This is a genomic window from Luteimonas chenhongjianii (genome assembly GCF_002327105.1).
Lineage (GTDB): Bacteria > Pseudomonadota > Gammaproteobacteria > Xanthomonadales > Xanthomonadaceae > Luteimonas > Luteimonas chenhongjianii.
In genome coordinates, this window is the sequence record NZ_CP023406.1 from 2,723,834 (window position 1) to 2,736,901 (window position 13,068).

12 protein-coding genes are annotated in these 13,068 nt (G+C 70.5%); 8 read left to right on the forward strand and 4 right to left on the reverse strand.

Going from position 1 to position 13,068, the window contains the following annotated elements:
- Positions 1–27: 27 nt before the first annotated feature.
- Together CNR27_RS12330 and CNR27_RS12335 are read right to left on the reverse strand one after the other, a co-directional pair.
- Entirely contained in the window at positions 28–1,191 is a 1,164-nt protein-coding gene (locus CNR27_RS12330) for an isochorismate synthase (protein ID WP_096299192.1), read from the reverse strand.
- Entirely contained in the window at positions 1,188–2,396 is a 1,209-nt protein-coding gene (locus tag CNR27_RS12335; protein WP_096299194.1) for an MFS transporter, read from the reverse strand. The genes CNR27_RS12330 and CNR27_RS12335 overlap by 4 nt, the downstream gene beginning before the upstream one ends.
- A gap of 245 nt (positions 2,397–2,641) precedes the next feature.
- Between CNR27_RS12335 and CNR27_RS12340 the strand changes: the two genes are divergently transcribed.
- The 8 genes from CNR27_RS12340 (at position 2,642) to CNR27_RS12370 (ending at position 10,816) form a co-directional block, all read left to right on the forward strand.
- Entirely contained in the window at positions 2,642–4,678 is a 2,037-nt protein-coding gene (locus CNR27_RS12340; protein WP_281253051.1) for a FepA family TonB-dependent siderophore receptor, read from the forward strand.
- Positions 4,651–4,872: a TonB-dependent receptor gene (locus CNR27_RS15815; RefSeq protein ID WP_281253052.1), complete on the forward strand. Its 222-nt coding sequence runs from the start codon at positions 4,651–4,653 to the stop codon at positions 4,870–4,872. Before CNR27_RS12340 ends, CNR27_RS15815 begins: the two co-directional genes overlap by 28 nt.
- Positions 4,873–4,879: 7 nt before the next feature.
- Positions 4,880–5,923 (forward strand): alpha/beta hydrolase, encoded by a 1,044-nt coding sequence (locus CNR27_RS12345; RefSeq protein WP_245815625.1) that lies wholly within the window; start codon positions 4,880–4,882, stop codon positions 5,921–5,923.
- A 124-nt stretch (positions 5,924–6,047) separates the two neighbouring features.
- Positions 6,048–7,430: a Vgb family protein gene (locus CNR27_RS12350; RefSeq protein WP_096299198.1), complete on the forward strand. Its 1,383-nt coding sequence runs from the start codon at positions 6,048–6,050 to the stop codon at positions 7,428–7,430.
- A 65-nt stretch (positions 7,431–7,495) separates the two neighbouring features.
- The gene (locus CNR27_RS12355) at positions 7,496–8,548 is read left to right on the forward strand and encodes a heme/hemin ABC transporter substrate-binding protein (RefSeq protein ID WP_245815627.1); all 1,053 of its coding nucleotides are present in this window, start codon (positions 7,496–7,498) and stop codon (positions 8,546–8,548) included.
- Positions 8,549–8,568: 20 nt separating this feature from the next.
- A complete protein-coding gene (locus CNR27_RS12360; RefSeq protein ID WP_096300631.1) occupies positions 8,569–9,612 on the forward strand; it encodes a FecCD family ABC transporter permease in 1,044 nt (347 codons plus the stop codon).
- Positions 9,609–10,409, forward strand: coding sequence for a heme ABC transporter ATP-binding protein (locus CNR27_RS12365; protein WP_096299202.1), 801 nt, complete (start codon positions 9,609–9,611; stop codon positions 10,407–10,409). Before CNR27_RS12360 ends, CNR27_RS12365 begins: the two co-directional genes overlap by 4 nt.
- Positions 10,410–10,522: 113 nt before the next feature.
- Positions 10,523–10,816, forward strand: a complete 294-nt coding sequence (locus CNR27_RS12370) for a hypothetical protein (RefSeq protein ID WP_096299204.1) — start codon at positions 10,523–10,525, stop codon at positions 10,814–10,816.
- A 272-nt stretch (positions 10,817–11,088) separates the two neighbouring features.
- Here CNR27_RS12370 and CNR27_RS12375 read toward each other — a convergent pair whose 3' ends face one another.
- Entirely contained in the window at positions 11,089–12,237 is a 1,149-nt protein-coding gene (locus CNR27_RS12375; RefSeq protein WP_096299206.1) for a 5-(carboxyamino)imidazole ribonucleotide synthase, read from the reverse strand.
- 198 nt (positions 12,238–12,435) lie between these two features.
- Positions 12,436–12,939, reverse strand: coding sequence for a 5-(carboxyamino)imidazole ribonucleotide mutase (gene purE / locus CNR27_RS12380; RefSeq protein ID WP_096299208.1), 504 nt, complete (start codon positions 12,937–12,939; stop codon positions 12,436–12,438).
- Positions 12,940–13,068: the final 129 nt, after the last annotated feature.

Below are 13,068 nucleotides of genomic sequence, written 5' to 3' on the forward strand. Positions count from 1 at the left end.
GTGTTGCATCGTCTTGATGTGCGGCGCTCAGGCGCGGGCGCCGTCGATGCCCAGCGCATTGCGCAGGGCCATGAACTTGCCGGCGGTCTCGTCGACCTCGAGCGCGGGCACGGAGTCGGCCACGATACCCGCCCCGGCGAAGAGGTGCATCGCATTGTCCTGCACGCGCGCGCAGCGGATCGAGACGTACCAGTCGCCATCGCCCGAGGCATCCGTCCAGCCCACTGCGCCGGCATAGAAGCCGCGGTCGAAGGGTTCGAGTTCGCGGATCGCCTGCAGCGCCGCCATTCGGGGGGTGCCGCAGACCGCCGGCGTCGGATGCAGCAGGCCGGCGAGCATCGCCGACGACACATCGGGGTCCTTCAGCGTGCCGGTGATCCGCGTGGCCAGGTGCCACATCGTCTCGGTCGCGAGCAGCGCGGGCCGCGCCGGCGCCTGCAGCCGGCTGCACAGGGGCGCCAGGCCGTCGAGGATCGCCTCGACGACGAAGCGGTGCTCGCGCAGATCCTTGGCCGATGCCAGCAACGCATCCGTGCGAGCACGGTCGCGGACACTGTCGCCATCCCGCCGGGCGGAACCGGCCAGCGGATGCGAGACGATGTCCCGTCCGCGGCGCGACACCAGCAGCTCCGGCGTCGCGCCGACCAGCCATGCCGGCGCGTCGCCGGGCGCCACCGGAAGCGGCACCACATAGGTGGTCACGCTGGCATCGTGACCGAGCCGCACCGCCAACGCGTGCGGGTCGATCGCCACGTCCGCCTCCATCCGCAGGCCGCGGGCCAGGACCACCTTGCGCAGGGCTTCGTCGCTGTCGGGCGCTGCACGCAGACCCTCGACGCAGCGGGCAACCGCTGCCGCATAGTCGGCGGCGGCTGGCTGCTCGGACGCTGCGATCAGGCGAACGGACTGCGTGGACTGCGGGCCGGTGGCCGGTACCGAGCGCAGCGGCTGGTAGATCGCATCGTCGTGATGGGGATCGAACGGGAGCGCGCCGACCAGCAGGTCCGGCCCCGGCCGCGGCGCCGCGAAGAACGCCGCGACGCGTGCGCCGAGCGTCGCCGTCGGGCCGGCAGGCAGGCGCGCCTGCACGCCGTCGGTGGCGAGACTCCGGCCCGGCGCGTGCAGCCGGAACCGGTTGTCCGAGTCGTCCACCATCGTGGCGGGCGCCAGCGGGCGGGCGGCCGCGGTCATGGCCGCCGCACCTGATGGGCCACTGCGACGACCGCCAGCACCCCCAGCACGATGCCGACGAACAGATAGGGCAGCGCCGGCGACCAGCGATAGAGCACGGTGCCGAGCAGCGGGCCGGCGATCATGCCCATGCCCTGCACGGCCGCGACGGTGCCCGCGGCGGCGCCCTGTTCGTGCGCCTCCACCGAATCGGCCGCCAGCGCCTGGAACGACGGAAACACGAAACCCATGCCGAACGCGGCCGCGCCATAGGCGAGCAGCAACTGCGATTGCGTGCCGACCAGGCCCACGGATGCGAAGCCCACGCCCGAGACCAGTGCGCCGATCGCGATCCACCGCGCCGGCGCGACCGACTTCAGGCGCATCACCAGGCTCTGCGCGCACACCAGACCGATGCCGACCGCAGTCAGCGAAAGGCCGGCCACGCGCGCGCCATCGGCGGGGGAAAGCTGGAGGCGATCGATCGCGAAGAAGCCGACCACGACCTGGGCGATGGTCACCGACACCATCGCCGCGAACACCGTGAACACCGGCAGCCGCAGGCGCGGATCGGTCAGCGCCATCGCGGGCCGGGGCTTGCGCAGGGCGGGGTCGGACGGTGGCGCTTCGGGCAACCGCCACCACAGCACCGCGAGCGAAAGCAGCGGCAGCGCCGCGGCGACGTACAGGGCCAGGGCGATTCCTTGGAACGCGATCCAGCCGGCAGCGGCCGGCCCCAGCACCATGCCCACGGCATTGGCCGTGCCCAGCTTGGCCATCGCCCCGCCCCGCTGGCCGGGCGGCACCTCGTCGGCGACCATCGCCGCAGCAGTCGGCGGAATTGCGGCGTAGAACAAGCCGACAAGCGCGCGGGTGGCGACCAGGACGACGACCGACAGCCACACCGCGGGCGGCGCGCGCAGGGCGGAATCGACGAATACCGCCATCGCGATATAGACGACCGCGTAGCCGGCCAGCCCCGCCAGCAGCACGCGACGGCGGCCGATGCGGTCGCTCAGGCGACCCCAGCCCCGCGCCGACAGCATCCACAGCACCCCGGCTGCGGTGACCGACAGGCCGGCGTGCCATTCAGCGAGCCCCAGCAGACGTACGACAGGCCCGACCACGGCCACGAACGCCATCATCGCCATGGTGCCCGCAAGCGCGGTGAACACCAGCACCGGCAGGGCGGACGTGGCAGGGCGCGCGGTGGTTGCGGAGTGCATCGGGTCTCGATCGACGGATGTCACGGCCGGAACGCCGGCGCTGCGACTGGGAGAATGCCGGAGGCGGCATCGACGGGAATGATAACAGGTCGCATTTGTAAGAAGCGCGCTGCAATGGGAAGCAGCAGGCCATTTCGTGAACTGATTGAGAATTGTTCGCATTAATTCTAATATCGCGGCAATTCGCCCAACGGCGCTACCGCCAGCGACCGCCAAGCGCGACTCTCCTCCGGAGCCTCCACTCGATGTCCCCGTCCCGCCGTCAGATCCGGACCGCCCTGTCCGTCTCCCTCGCTTTACTGCTCGCCTCGCCCGTGCTGGCCCAGCCCGTCGCCACCGACGAAGCGACCGAACTCGATACCGTGCGTGTCACCGCCGAGCAGATCGCACGCCAGGCCCTGGGCGCCTCCACGATCCTGGCCGACGACATCGAGCGTCAACCGCCGCGAAGCGATATCGCCGAGTTCCTGCGCACGCTGCCGGGCGTGAACCTGACCGGAAATTCCACCAGCGGCCAGCGCGGCAACAACCGCCAGATCGACATCCGCGGCATGGGTCCGGAGAACACGCTGATCCTGGTCGACGGCATCCCGGTGTCGAGTCGCAACTCGGTGCGGTACGGCTGGCGCGGCGAGCGGGATACGCGGGGCGACACCAGCTGGGTACCGCCGGAGCAGATCGAACGCATCGAAGTCCTGCGTGGCCCGGCCGCTGCGCGCTATGGCAACGGCGCCGCGGGCGGCGTGGTCAACATCGTCACCCGCCCGCCCGGCGACACCTTCGGCGGCTCGCTGAACCTCTATGGGCTGGTGCCGACGCACGGCGTCGACGGCGGCAGCCAGCGCGCCGGGCTGTCGATGAGCGGGCCTCTGTCCGAGCGCCTGTCGTTCCGGCTGTCCGGCAATGTGGGCAAGGTCGAATCGGACGATTTCGACATCAACCGCGACCATGCGTCCTTGCGCACCGGCAGCAACGCCGGCACCTTTCCGGCGGGCCGGGAAGGCGTGCGCAACCGCAATCTCGCCGCGAAGCTGCTGTGGGAGATCGCGCCCGGCCAGCGCATCGACCTCGGCGCGGGGTTCAGCCGCCAGGGCAACCTCTATGCCGGCGACACGCAGAACACCAACAGCAATGCGGAAGTGCTGGAGCGGATCGGCGACGAGACCAACCGGGTCTACCGGCGGACCGTCGACCTCAGCCATCGCGGCGAGTACGGCGCATCCACGCGCTCGCTGGTCTACGCGGCGCTGGAGCAGACCCGCAACACGCGGCTGCTGGAGGGCCTGGCCGGGGGTACCGAGGGCATCTTCATCGTCGACGGCGGTTTCGGCGACATCGATCTGCGCACGCTGACCCTGCATGGCGAGGTCAATCACACCATCACCGGCGACAGCGTCGACCACGTGCTGACCTTCGGCGCCGAGTGGGCCGACAGCCAGCTCGACGACAGCGCATCCGGGCTCAAGGACCGCAATCCGCAGCCGAACGTGCCGGTACCGCCGACCTCCTGGGATGGCCGCGCCGACGCGCGCATCGCCTCGGTGTTCGTCGAGGACAACCTCTACATCGGCGAGCGCCTGACGGTGACGCCGACGCTGCGTTACGACCACCACGACCGCCACGGCGGCAATTTCAGTCCGGCCCTCAACGCGGCATTCGAGTTCCTGCCGTCGTGGACCCTGCGCGCCGGCGTCGCCCGTGCGTACAAGGCGCCCAACCTCTACCAGAGCAATGCGGGCTATTCGCTCTACAGCAACGGCATCGGCTGCTGGGGCGGCGGTGGTGCCTGCTTCCTGGTCGGCAACGAAGCGCTCGATGTCGAAACCAGCATCAACAAGGAGCTGGGCCTGCAGTTCGCCGATGGCCGCGTGCAGGCCGGGCTGACCTGGTTCCACAACGACTATCGCGACAAGGTCGAAGCCGGCCGCACCGTGGTCGACCGCATCGGGAACGTCGACGTATTCCGCTGGGACAACGTGCCCAGGGCGGTGATCGAAGGCCTGGAAGGCAGCCTGGAGCTGCCGGTGGCCGACGCGCTGCGCTGGAACACCAACGTCACCTGGATGCTCGAATCGAAGAACCGCAGCACCGGCGAGGCGCTGTCGACCATCCCGGAATACACCGTCAACACCGTCCTCGACTGGCAGGCGGGCCCCGCCTGTCGCTGCTGGCCAAGGCCACGCTGTATGGCGAACAGGTGCCACAGGCCCTCGATTACCAGGGCCAGCCGGTCACCGGCAGCGCTGCCGACCGCATGCCGCCCTACACGCTGGTCGGGCTGAGCGGTCGTTACCGGCTCACCGACCGCGTCAGCGTCACGCTGGGCGTCGACAACCTGCTCGACAAGCGCATCTTCCGCCGCGGCAACGCGTCGGGCGTCAACCTCGGCACACCCAACGCGATCCAGGGGGCAGGCGCCTACACCTACAACGAGGCTGGACGCGCATGGTTCGTGGCAACGAACATCGGCTTCTGATCGCACGATGACCCGTCCCATGCAGACATGCCGCCCCCACTCCCGGCGCCCACTCCGGCTGGCCACGTTCGCGATCGCGGCCGGTCTGCTGTGCGGGCTGCAGGGCGTGCCCTCGACCGCCGCTGCGCAGCAGCGCGATCCCACGCGCACGATCGGCGAGACCGTCGCCGACCGTGTGTCCCGGCACTACACGTTCGAGCGCTTCGAAGTCGCCAGCGCCGACGGCACGCGCACCTGGCGGGTGCACGTTGCCAGGCCGAAGGCGCCGGCCCCTGCTGCCGGCTATCCCGCGTTCTGGATGCTCGACGGCAACGCCGCGCTGATCGAGTTCGACGAGGCGCTGCTGGCCGAACTCGCCGCCCGGCCCGTGCCGCATGCGCTGGTGTTCGTCGGCTACCCCAACGCGCTGCGCATCGATTCCGAAGCGCGCACGCGCGACTACACGCCGTTCGCCGGCGAGCGACCACAGCGCGACGGCACCACCGTCAGCGGTGGCGGCGGCGCGGATGCGCTGCTCGAAGTCATCGAACGCCAGATCCGTCCCGAACTCGAGCAGCGTGTCACGACCGACCCGACGCAGCAGACGCTGTGGGGCCATTCGCTGGCCGGGCTGTTCGCGCTGCATACGCTCTATACGCGCAGCGGTGCCTTCGACACCTATGCCGCCGGCAGTCCGTCGCTGTGGTGGGGCGATGGCGCCCTGCTCGGCGCGCCCGAGCAACGTTTCGTCGCCAACAACGCGGGGCGGCCGGCGCGCGTGCTGATCGGCCTGGGCGAAGGCGAGCGCCAGGTGGCGCACCGCGACCTGTCCGATCCGCGCGTCCAGGTGCATCTACGCCGCATCGAAGCCGCGCCGCCGGATTCGGCCGAGAAACTCGCCCAGCGCCTGTCCGCGGTCGACGGCCTGCAGGTGAGCTACCGCGAATTTCCCCGGCTCACCCATGGCCCGATGTTCCGCGCCTCGCTGATGTGGGCGCTGCACATGGTCACGGGCATCGCCGACCACAGCGACACGCCCAGTCGCGCGGAAGGCGTCGAGCCCGTTCGTTGAACGGACCAGACACACACCCGCGATGACGCCCGCCTCGCGGCGGCGACAGTGCGGATACGAAACACCAAGCAGTCCTCATCCGGTGCCCCGCAGGCCGGTCCAATCCGAGTTCCAGGAGTCCGTCATGCCCAAGCTGTCCTCGCGCCGTTTCCGGCTCGCCGTTCTGTCCCTCGCCCTGTGCGCCGCGGTCGGCGCCGCGGGCGCGCAGGGATTCGGCCAGCCGGATCCCGATTTCAAGGGTGCGGTGCGGGCCGCGAGTCCGGTAATCAAGGCCGGCGACTCGGTCGAGATGACCGGACAGGGCTTCAAGCCCGGCCAGACCGTCACCCTGCTGCGCGGCGAGACCGTGCTCAATGCCGCTCCCTGGACCGCGGACGCCGAAGGCCGCATCAAGGGCAGCGTCCAGGTGCCCGCCGACGCCGCAACCGGCCGCCACCCGATCATCGTGCGCGCCGCCAACCCGGACGCCGCCGCAGTGATCGAACTGAAGGTCTCCAAGGATGTACCCCTGTCGGGCGCGGACCGTTACGACGTGGTCACCAACCAGCTGGTGCAGGGTCTCTACCAGGTCGCGCACAGCGCAAAGTCGGACGCCCTGTTCGTGACCGCCGCAGTCGGCCGTCCGCCGGTCACGCAGTCGGAGCTGCTCAAGCTGGATCCGCGCACGCTGGAGATCACCGCGCGCGTCACGCCTGCCCAGGTCGAGGGGCAGACGGATGGCCGCGTCTACGCCGTCTATGGCGTCGCCGTCGACGAGGCCAACGGCAACGTCTGGGTCACCAACACGCGCGACGACACGGTGGCCGTCTACCGCCAGTCCGACCTGTCGCTGGTCAAGCAGTTCGACAAGGGCGTGCTCCCGCATGGCCGCGACCTGGTGGTGGACACCAAGGACAACCGCGTCTGGGCCAGCGGCTTCGGCGGCGGCAAGTTCGTCGCGTTCGATGCGAAGACGCTCGAGGTGGTGCAGGACCTGACCGTGGAATCGAAGGTGCGCGGCGAAGAATTCGGGCCGATGGCGCTGGCCCTCGACCCCGTGGCCGGCGAGCTCTACTCGGTGGGCCTGTCGACCGGCGAGGTCGTGGTGCTCGATGGCGCCACCGGCGCGGTCGACAGGATGTTCCGCTTCCCGACCGTCAATGGCGGCATCGGCGTCGCGATCGATCCGAAGGGTCGGCGCCTGTACGTCGCCGCGCAGGGCAGCGACAACCTGGTGATCGCCAACGCCGACACCGGCGAAGTGCTGCACGACGTGTACGTCGGCGCTGGCGCGGTCTACGTGGCATTCGATCCGCATACCGGGCTCGCCTACGTGGCAAGCCGCGGCGCCGGCACGATCACCGCGGTGGATGCGAACGGCAACATCGTGGCGAATCTCGACGGCGGCACCTTCCCCAACCACGTACTGCCCACCGGCGACGGCACCGTCTACGCCGTCAACAAGTCGCGCGGCGCCGACGACGCCGCGGGCGACCAGATCCGCCGGATCACGCCCAAAACCAACTAAAATCGCTCCATTGCAGCGACCGGGCCCGGGTCCGGTCGCTGTTCTTTGCCGGGATGGAACTGCAGATGTCCGAACGCCGCCTTCGCGCCCCCCTCGCCTGCGTGCTCGCCTGCGTGCTCGCCGCGTGCACGCCGTCGGCGCCTTCGCCCGACCCGGGCGCAGCGTCCGGCGCGCGCGCAACGGCTGCGGACCCGTGGCCCGACACCTGGCTGCGTATCGCCGGCACCGACATCCCGGGCGTCGCCCGCTCGCCGCAGGACCTGCCGGTCACGGTGCGCTCCGACGATGGGGTCGACGTCACCATCGCCGACACCTCGCGCACCATCGTCGGCAACGACGACATCGTGATGGTCATGGACGCGCTGGGGCTGTCGGACCAGGTCTTCGCCGCGCCGACCAACACGGTCACCGAGACCGGCCGCAATGCGCGCCATCATTTCCTGTTCAACCGCACCACCGGCGTGGAAGGCATCCTCAGCCTCGACGGCACCCTGTTCGTCGGCAACAGCCTGCGGCGCCACGGCAAGCTCGCCCAGCCGCTGCGCGATGCGGGCCAGGCGCTGGTGATCGTCGATGAGCTGCAGCCGATCCCCGACAAGGTACGCAAGCTCGCCACCGTGTTCGGCCACGCCGACGAGGGCGAACAACTCGCCGCGCAGGTCGAGCAGCAGCTCGGCGAAGCCGCGCGCATCGCCGCTACCCATACCCGCCGGCCGCGGGTGATCCATGTCTCGGCCACCGGCGGCGGCGGCTCGCCGACGGTCGGCGGCGCCGATACCGCGGCCGCTGCGCTGATCCGGCTCGCCGGCGGCACCAACGTCGGTGACGAAGCCAAGGTCTCCAACTATTCCCAGCTCAGCAACGAGGGCATCGTCGCCGTCGATCCGGAGGTCATCCTGATCAGCGAAGACGATCTGCGCGTGTTCGGCGGTCCTGCCGGCCTCTGGCAGGCCTATCCCTCGCTGCGACAGACGCCGGCCGGGATCGCCGACCGGGTCTGGGTGATGCCCGATACCCAGCTCAAGGTCAGCAGCATCGCCGGCGGCGCCGGCGCGGTCGCGCTGGCCCAGGCACTGGCCGCGCTCGCCGCCGAACTCGACGCCGCCGCGGGCACATGACCGGCGCATCCGGCGCCGCCATGCCACGACGCAGCGGCCTGGTCCGGCGGCCACCGGGCGGCCTGCTGTTCGTGGGCCTGCTGGCGTTGCTGATCGTGGTGATCGTGCTGTCCTTCGGCATCGGTCCGCTGCGCATCCCGCCCGGCGACGTGGTCCACGTGATCGCGCACAAGCTGGGGCTCGTCGATGCCGGCGCGCTGAGCAGGCGCGACATCTCGGTGGTCTGGAACCTGCGCGTACCGCGCGCACTGCTGGCGGTGATCGTCGGCGCTTCGCTGGCGATGGCCGGCGCCGGCCTGCAGGGACTGTTCGGCAACCCGCTTGCCGACCCGGGCATCGTCGGCGTGACCCATGGCGCAGCGCTCGGCGCTGTCGGCGCGATCGTGCTCGGCGCGACCGCGCTGGGGGCCTGGACGATTCCGGTCGCCGCCTTCCTCGGCGGCGCGGCGACGACCACCCTGATCTACCTGCTGGCGCGCCCCGACCGCGGGACCGGTACCGCGACCCTGCTGCTGGTGGGCATCGCGATCGCGGCCGCATGCTCGGCGGCGATCGGCTTCTTCACCTACATCGCCGACGCCGACGATCTGCAGTCGCTGGTGTTCTGGCAGATGGGTTCGCTGGCGATGGCCAACTGGAACTCGATGCTGGCCGCGCTGCCGGCCTTCGCCGTGGGCGCCGTGGCGCTGCGCGCCCTGGCCACGCCGCTCGACATGCTCGCGCTCGGCGAGCGGCAGGCGCAGCACATCGGCCTGGACGTCAAGCGCGCGCGCCTGATGCTGATCGCGGTCTGCGCGCTGCTGGTGGGCTCGGCGGTCGCGTTCGCCGGTGTCGTCGGCTTCGTCGGCCTCGTGGTTCCGCATTTCGTGCGCCTGCTCGCCGGCCCGGGCCACCGCTGGCTGATTCCGCTGTCGGCGGTGGCCGGCGGCCTGCTGATCGTCATTGCCGATACCGCGGCGCGCAGCCTCGACCCGCCTTCGGAGATTCCGCTGGGCCTGTTCTCGGCCGCGCTGGGTGCGCCGTTCTTCCTGTGGCTGGTGCTACGCCGTCGGGGCACCGCATGAGCAGTGCGCCCGACCCCGTGCACGACGTACTCGCGCTCGAAGGCGTGAGCGTCCGCATCGACGGCCGCGCGATCCTCGACGCCGTGGACCTGCGTTTCGCGCGCGGCACCCTGACCGCGCTGGTCGGACCGAACGGCGCCGGCAAGTCCACCCTGCTCGCGGTCGCGAGCGGCGATCTGGCCCCGGCGTCGGGCCGGGTGCGGTTGTCGGGCGCGGAGCTGGGCGACTGGAAAGCGCGTGCGCTCGCCCGCGAACGCAGCGTTCTGCCCCAGGACCACGCGGTGCGCTTCGGCTTCAGCGTGCGCGAGGTGGTGGCGATGGGCCGCCTGCCGCACCCGCCGGACCCGCAGGCCGATGCGCGTATCGTCGACGCCGCGCTGGCCGACGCCGACATCGTGCATCTCGAAGGCCGCGACGTGCAGACCCTGTCCGGCGGCGAGGCCTCGCGCACCGCGTTCGCGCGCGTGCTGGCCCAGACCACGCCGGTCGTCTTCCTCGACGAACCCACCGCGGCGCTCGACCTGCAGCACCAGGAAGCGGTGCTGCGCATCGCCCGCGGCCTCGCCGACGACGGCGCCTGCGTAGTCGTCGTCCTGCACGATCTCAATCTCGCCGCCGGCCACGCCGACCGCATCGTCGTGCTGCACGGCGGCCGCATCGCCGCCGACGGCAGCCCGCGCGAGGTGTTGACGCAGGCGACCATCGAGCGCGTCTACGCGCAGCCGGTGCTGGTGCTGGTGCATCCCACCCGCGGCGTGCCCCTCGTGGTCAGCGACGATCCGCGCGGCGCGCGATGACCCGCGTGCCGGCGTTTCTTGCTCGAAGGCCACGCTTCCCCGGTGCGCCGCCCGTTGCAGCGCTGCCCCCTACGTCGCGCGCACCGTTCCGTGGACGACTACAGGTACAGACCATGCTTCGACCCTTTGCCGTTTACCTTGTCGCCTATCTCGCCGTGTTTATCTTTCGGGCGATCAACGGAAGCACGGCGCCGGATGCTCTGCTGGGCCTGCTTGTGAGCATCGCCCTCGCGTTCCAGATATCGCGCTCCATCCTGTTACGCCTCAAGAGAAAAGATGAGGCAGGCCGATTCACCGACCAGGTCATGAGGGGCACCACGCTTTACACGGTCGTCATGATGGTCGCCCTCCCCACCAGCTTCGTCGTGATCGTCGGCTATCTCCTCATCTACACGCTCACGATGTAGCGCTCGGCGGCGATGCTGTTTTCAGACGGATGGCGATGTATGCAACAGCCTTCCGCCACCACCCATACCCGCCGCCGGTGCTGGTACCCCGACACCCGCCGGCGATGTCCTGTGGCCGCCGGCAGTCCTCCATGTTCCCCTTCGGATCCCGCAGGAATGCGGTGACGACCACCCGCAACGGCAAGCCGGACCGGCGGCCTGCTTCAGGGCCGCGACAGAGGTGCGAACCTAGCCACAGACACACGATGCGGGGGCGAGATGTTCTCGCCGCCTCACTCCGCCTCGCGCAAGCGCGCGACCACCGGCGCCACCTGCGCCTGCCGGTTCAGCGCCGCGCCGACATCGATCAGGCGCTGCGCGAGCGTCGCCGGGTCGTCCGTCCGCAGGGTTGCGTGGCCGACCTTGCGACCCGCGCGCGGCTGCTTGCCGTAGTCGTGCCAGTGGCCGCCACTCGTCGACAGCACCGGCGCGGCGTCGGGCATCTCGCCGATCCAGTTGAGCATGCAGGCGTGGCCGCGCATCGCGGGATCGCCCAGCGGCAGGCCGAGGACCGCGCGCAGATGGTTCTCGAACTGCGAGGTCTCGCTGCCCTCGATGCTCCAGTGTCCGGAGTTGTGCACGCGCGGCGCGAGTTCGTTGGCCAGCAGTTCGCCATTCCGGCAGAACAGTTCGAGCGCGAACACGCCCACATAGTCCAGCCGCTCGGCGAGCGCGCGCGCATGCGCGATCGCGGTGGCCTGCAGCGCCGCGTCGACCTGCGCAGGGGCGAGGCTCGCCGACAGCACGCCATCAACGTGCCAGTTCTCGGTCAGCGGCCAGGCGCGGAACTCACCATCGCGGCCACGCACCGCGACCACGCTCAGTTCGCGCTCGAAGGCGACGAACCCCTCCAGGATCAGACCCACGGCTTCCGCCTGCGCGCCGAGCGCCTGCCATGCCGCCTCGACATCCGCCGGCGTCCGGATGCGGAACTGGCCCTTGCCGTCATAGCCCAGCCGCCGCGTCTTGAGGATGCAGGGCGTCCCGATGCGCTGTACTGCCGCGTCGAGCGCCTCGCGCGTGGCGACGTCGGCGAAGTCCGGCACCGGGATGTCGAGCTCGCGGAACAGGGTCTTCTCCGCCAGCCGATCCTGGCTCAGCGCCAGCGCATCGGGGTTCGGAAACACCGGCACGCGCTCGCTCAGCCAGCGCGCGCTCGCCGCCGGCACGTTCTCGAAATCGAAGGTCGCGACATCCACCCGCCCGGCGAACTCCGCCAGCGCGCGCTCGTCCCGGTAGTCGCCGACCAGCAGCGGTGCGAACTGACCCGCACACGCGTCATCCGCGGTGTCCATGACCAGGAACCGCAGGCCCAGCGGCGCGCCCGACAGCGCGAGCATGCGGGCGAGCTGGCCGCCTCCGAGAATTCCAACGGTGGTCATGCGTGTATCCACTTCAGCAGGATGGAAAGCCCGACCCGCAAGTGCGGACGGGATGATTGATGGGCGCGGCCAGCGGCCACGCTGGAAGATCCGGGCGCCCTGTCGAGCGGGCGCGAGAAACGGCCATGCGCACGGAGCGGCCATCCGCCCCCGCCTCGGTTTCCCGACGCCGGAAGAACGGAACGGGGCCGCGCAAGGTCACCGGCGCGGATCGTCGTTGCCGGCGACTTCCTCGGTCTGACGCTGCCGGAATTCGTCGAGCGCAGCGGCGACCGCCGCATCGTCGAACGCGAGCATCGCGGCGGCGAACAGGGCCGCATTCGCAGCGCCCGCGTTGCCGATCGCGAATGTCGCCACCGGGATACCGGCCGGCATCTGCACGATCGACAGCAGCGAATCCATGCCGTTGAGCGCCTTGGACTGCACCGGAACGCCGAGCACCGGCACCGCGGTCTTCGCGGCCAGCATGCCCGGCAGGTGGGCCGCACCGCCGGCACCGGCGATGATCGCGCGCAGGCCGCGCGAGCGGGCCGTGGCGGCATAGTCGAACAGCACATCGGGCGTGCGGTGTGCGGAGACCACGCGGATCTCGTGCGCCACGCCAAGCTGCTCGAGCTTCTGGGCGGCATGCTGCATCGTGTCCCAGTCGGATCGCGAACCCATCACGATGCCGACCTTCGGCGGAACGGAACTGGCGGTCATTGGGGGTCCCCCGGCCACAAAGACGCATTTTATCCGTGCTGGCACATTCCTGCTCGCACTGCGGCATCACCGCGGTCCGAGGGGCGCCGCCGGTGGATCGGGTGCTACCCTTTGCCGTCCACACAGAGC

Excerpts from the sequence above, each read along its gene's own strand:
- CNR27_RS12330 (WP_096299192.1), bottom strand. The coding sequence starts at position 1,191 with ATGACCGCGGCCGCCCGCCCGCTGGCGCCCGCCACGATGGTGGACGAC.
- CNR27_RS12335 (WP_096299194.1), bottom strand. The coding sequence starts at position 2,396 with ATGCACTCCGCAACCACCGCGCGCCCTGCCACGTCCGCCCTGCCGGTG.
- CNR27_RS12340 (WP_281253051.1), top strand. The coding sequence starts at position 2,642 with ATGTCCCCGTCCCGCCGTCAGATCCGGACCGCCCTGTCCGTCTCCCTC.
- CNR27_RS15815 (WP_281253052.1), top strand. The coding sequence starts at position 4,651 with ATGCCGCCCTACACGCTGGTCGGGCTGAGCGGTCGTTACCGGCTCACC.
- CNR27_RS12345 (WP_245815625.1), top strand. The coding sequence starts at position 4,880 with ATGACCCGTCCCATGCAGACATGCCGCCCCCACTCCCGGCGCCCACTC.
- CNR27_RS12350 (WP_096299198.1), top strand. The coding sequence starts at position 6,048 with ATGCCCAAGCTGTCCTCGCGCCGTTTCCGGCTCGCCGTTCTGTCCCTC.
- CNR27_RS12355 (WP_245815627.1), top strand. The coding sequence starts at position 7,496 with ATGTCCGAACGCCGCCTTCGCGCCCCCCTCGCCTGCGTGCTCGCCTGC.
- CNR27_RS12360 (WP_096300631.1), top strand. The coding sequence starts at position 8,569 with ATGCCACGACGCAGCGGCCTGGTCCGGCGGCCACCGGGCGGCCTGCTG.
- CNR27_RS12365 (WP_096299202.1), top strand. The coding sequence starts at position 9,609 with ATGAGCAGTGCGCCCGACCCCGTGCACGACGTACTCGCGCTCGAAGGC.
- CNR27_RS12370 (WP_096299204.1), top strand. The coding sequence starts at position 10,523 with ATGCTTCGACCCTTTGCCGTTTACCTTGTCGCCTATCTCGCCGTGTTT.
- CNR27_RS12375 (WP_096299206.1), bottom strand. The coding sequence starts at position 12,237 with ATGACCACCGTTGGAATTCTCGGAGGCGGCCAGCTCGCCCGCATGCTC.
- purE (WP_096299208.1), bottom strand. The coding sequence starts at position 12,939 with ATGACCGCCAGTTCCGTTCCGCCGAAGGTCGGCATCGTGATGGGTTCG.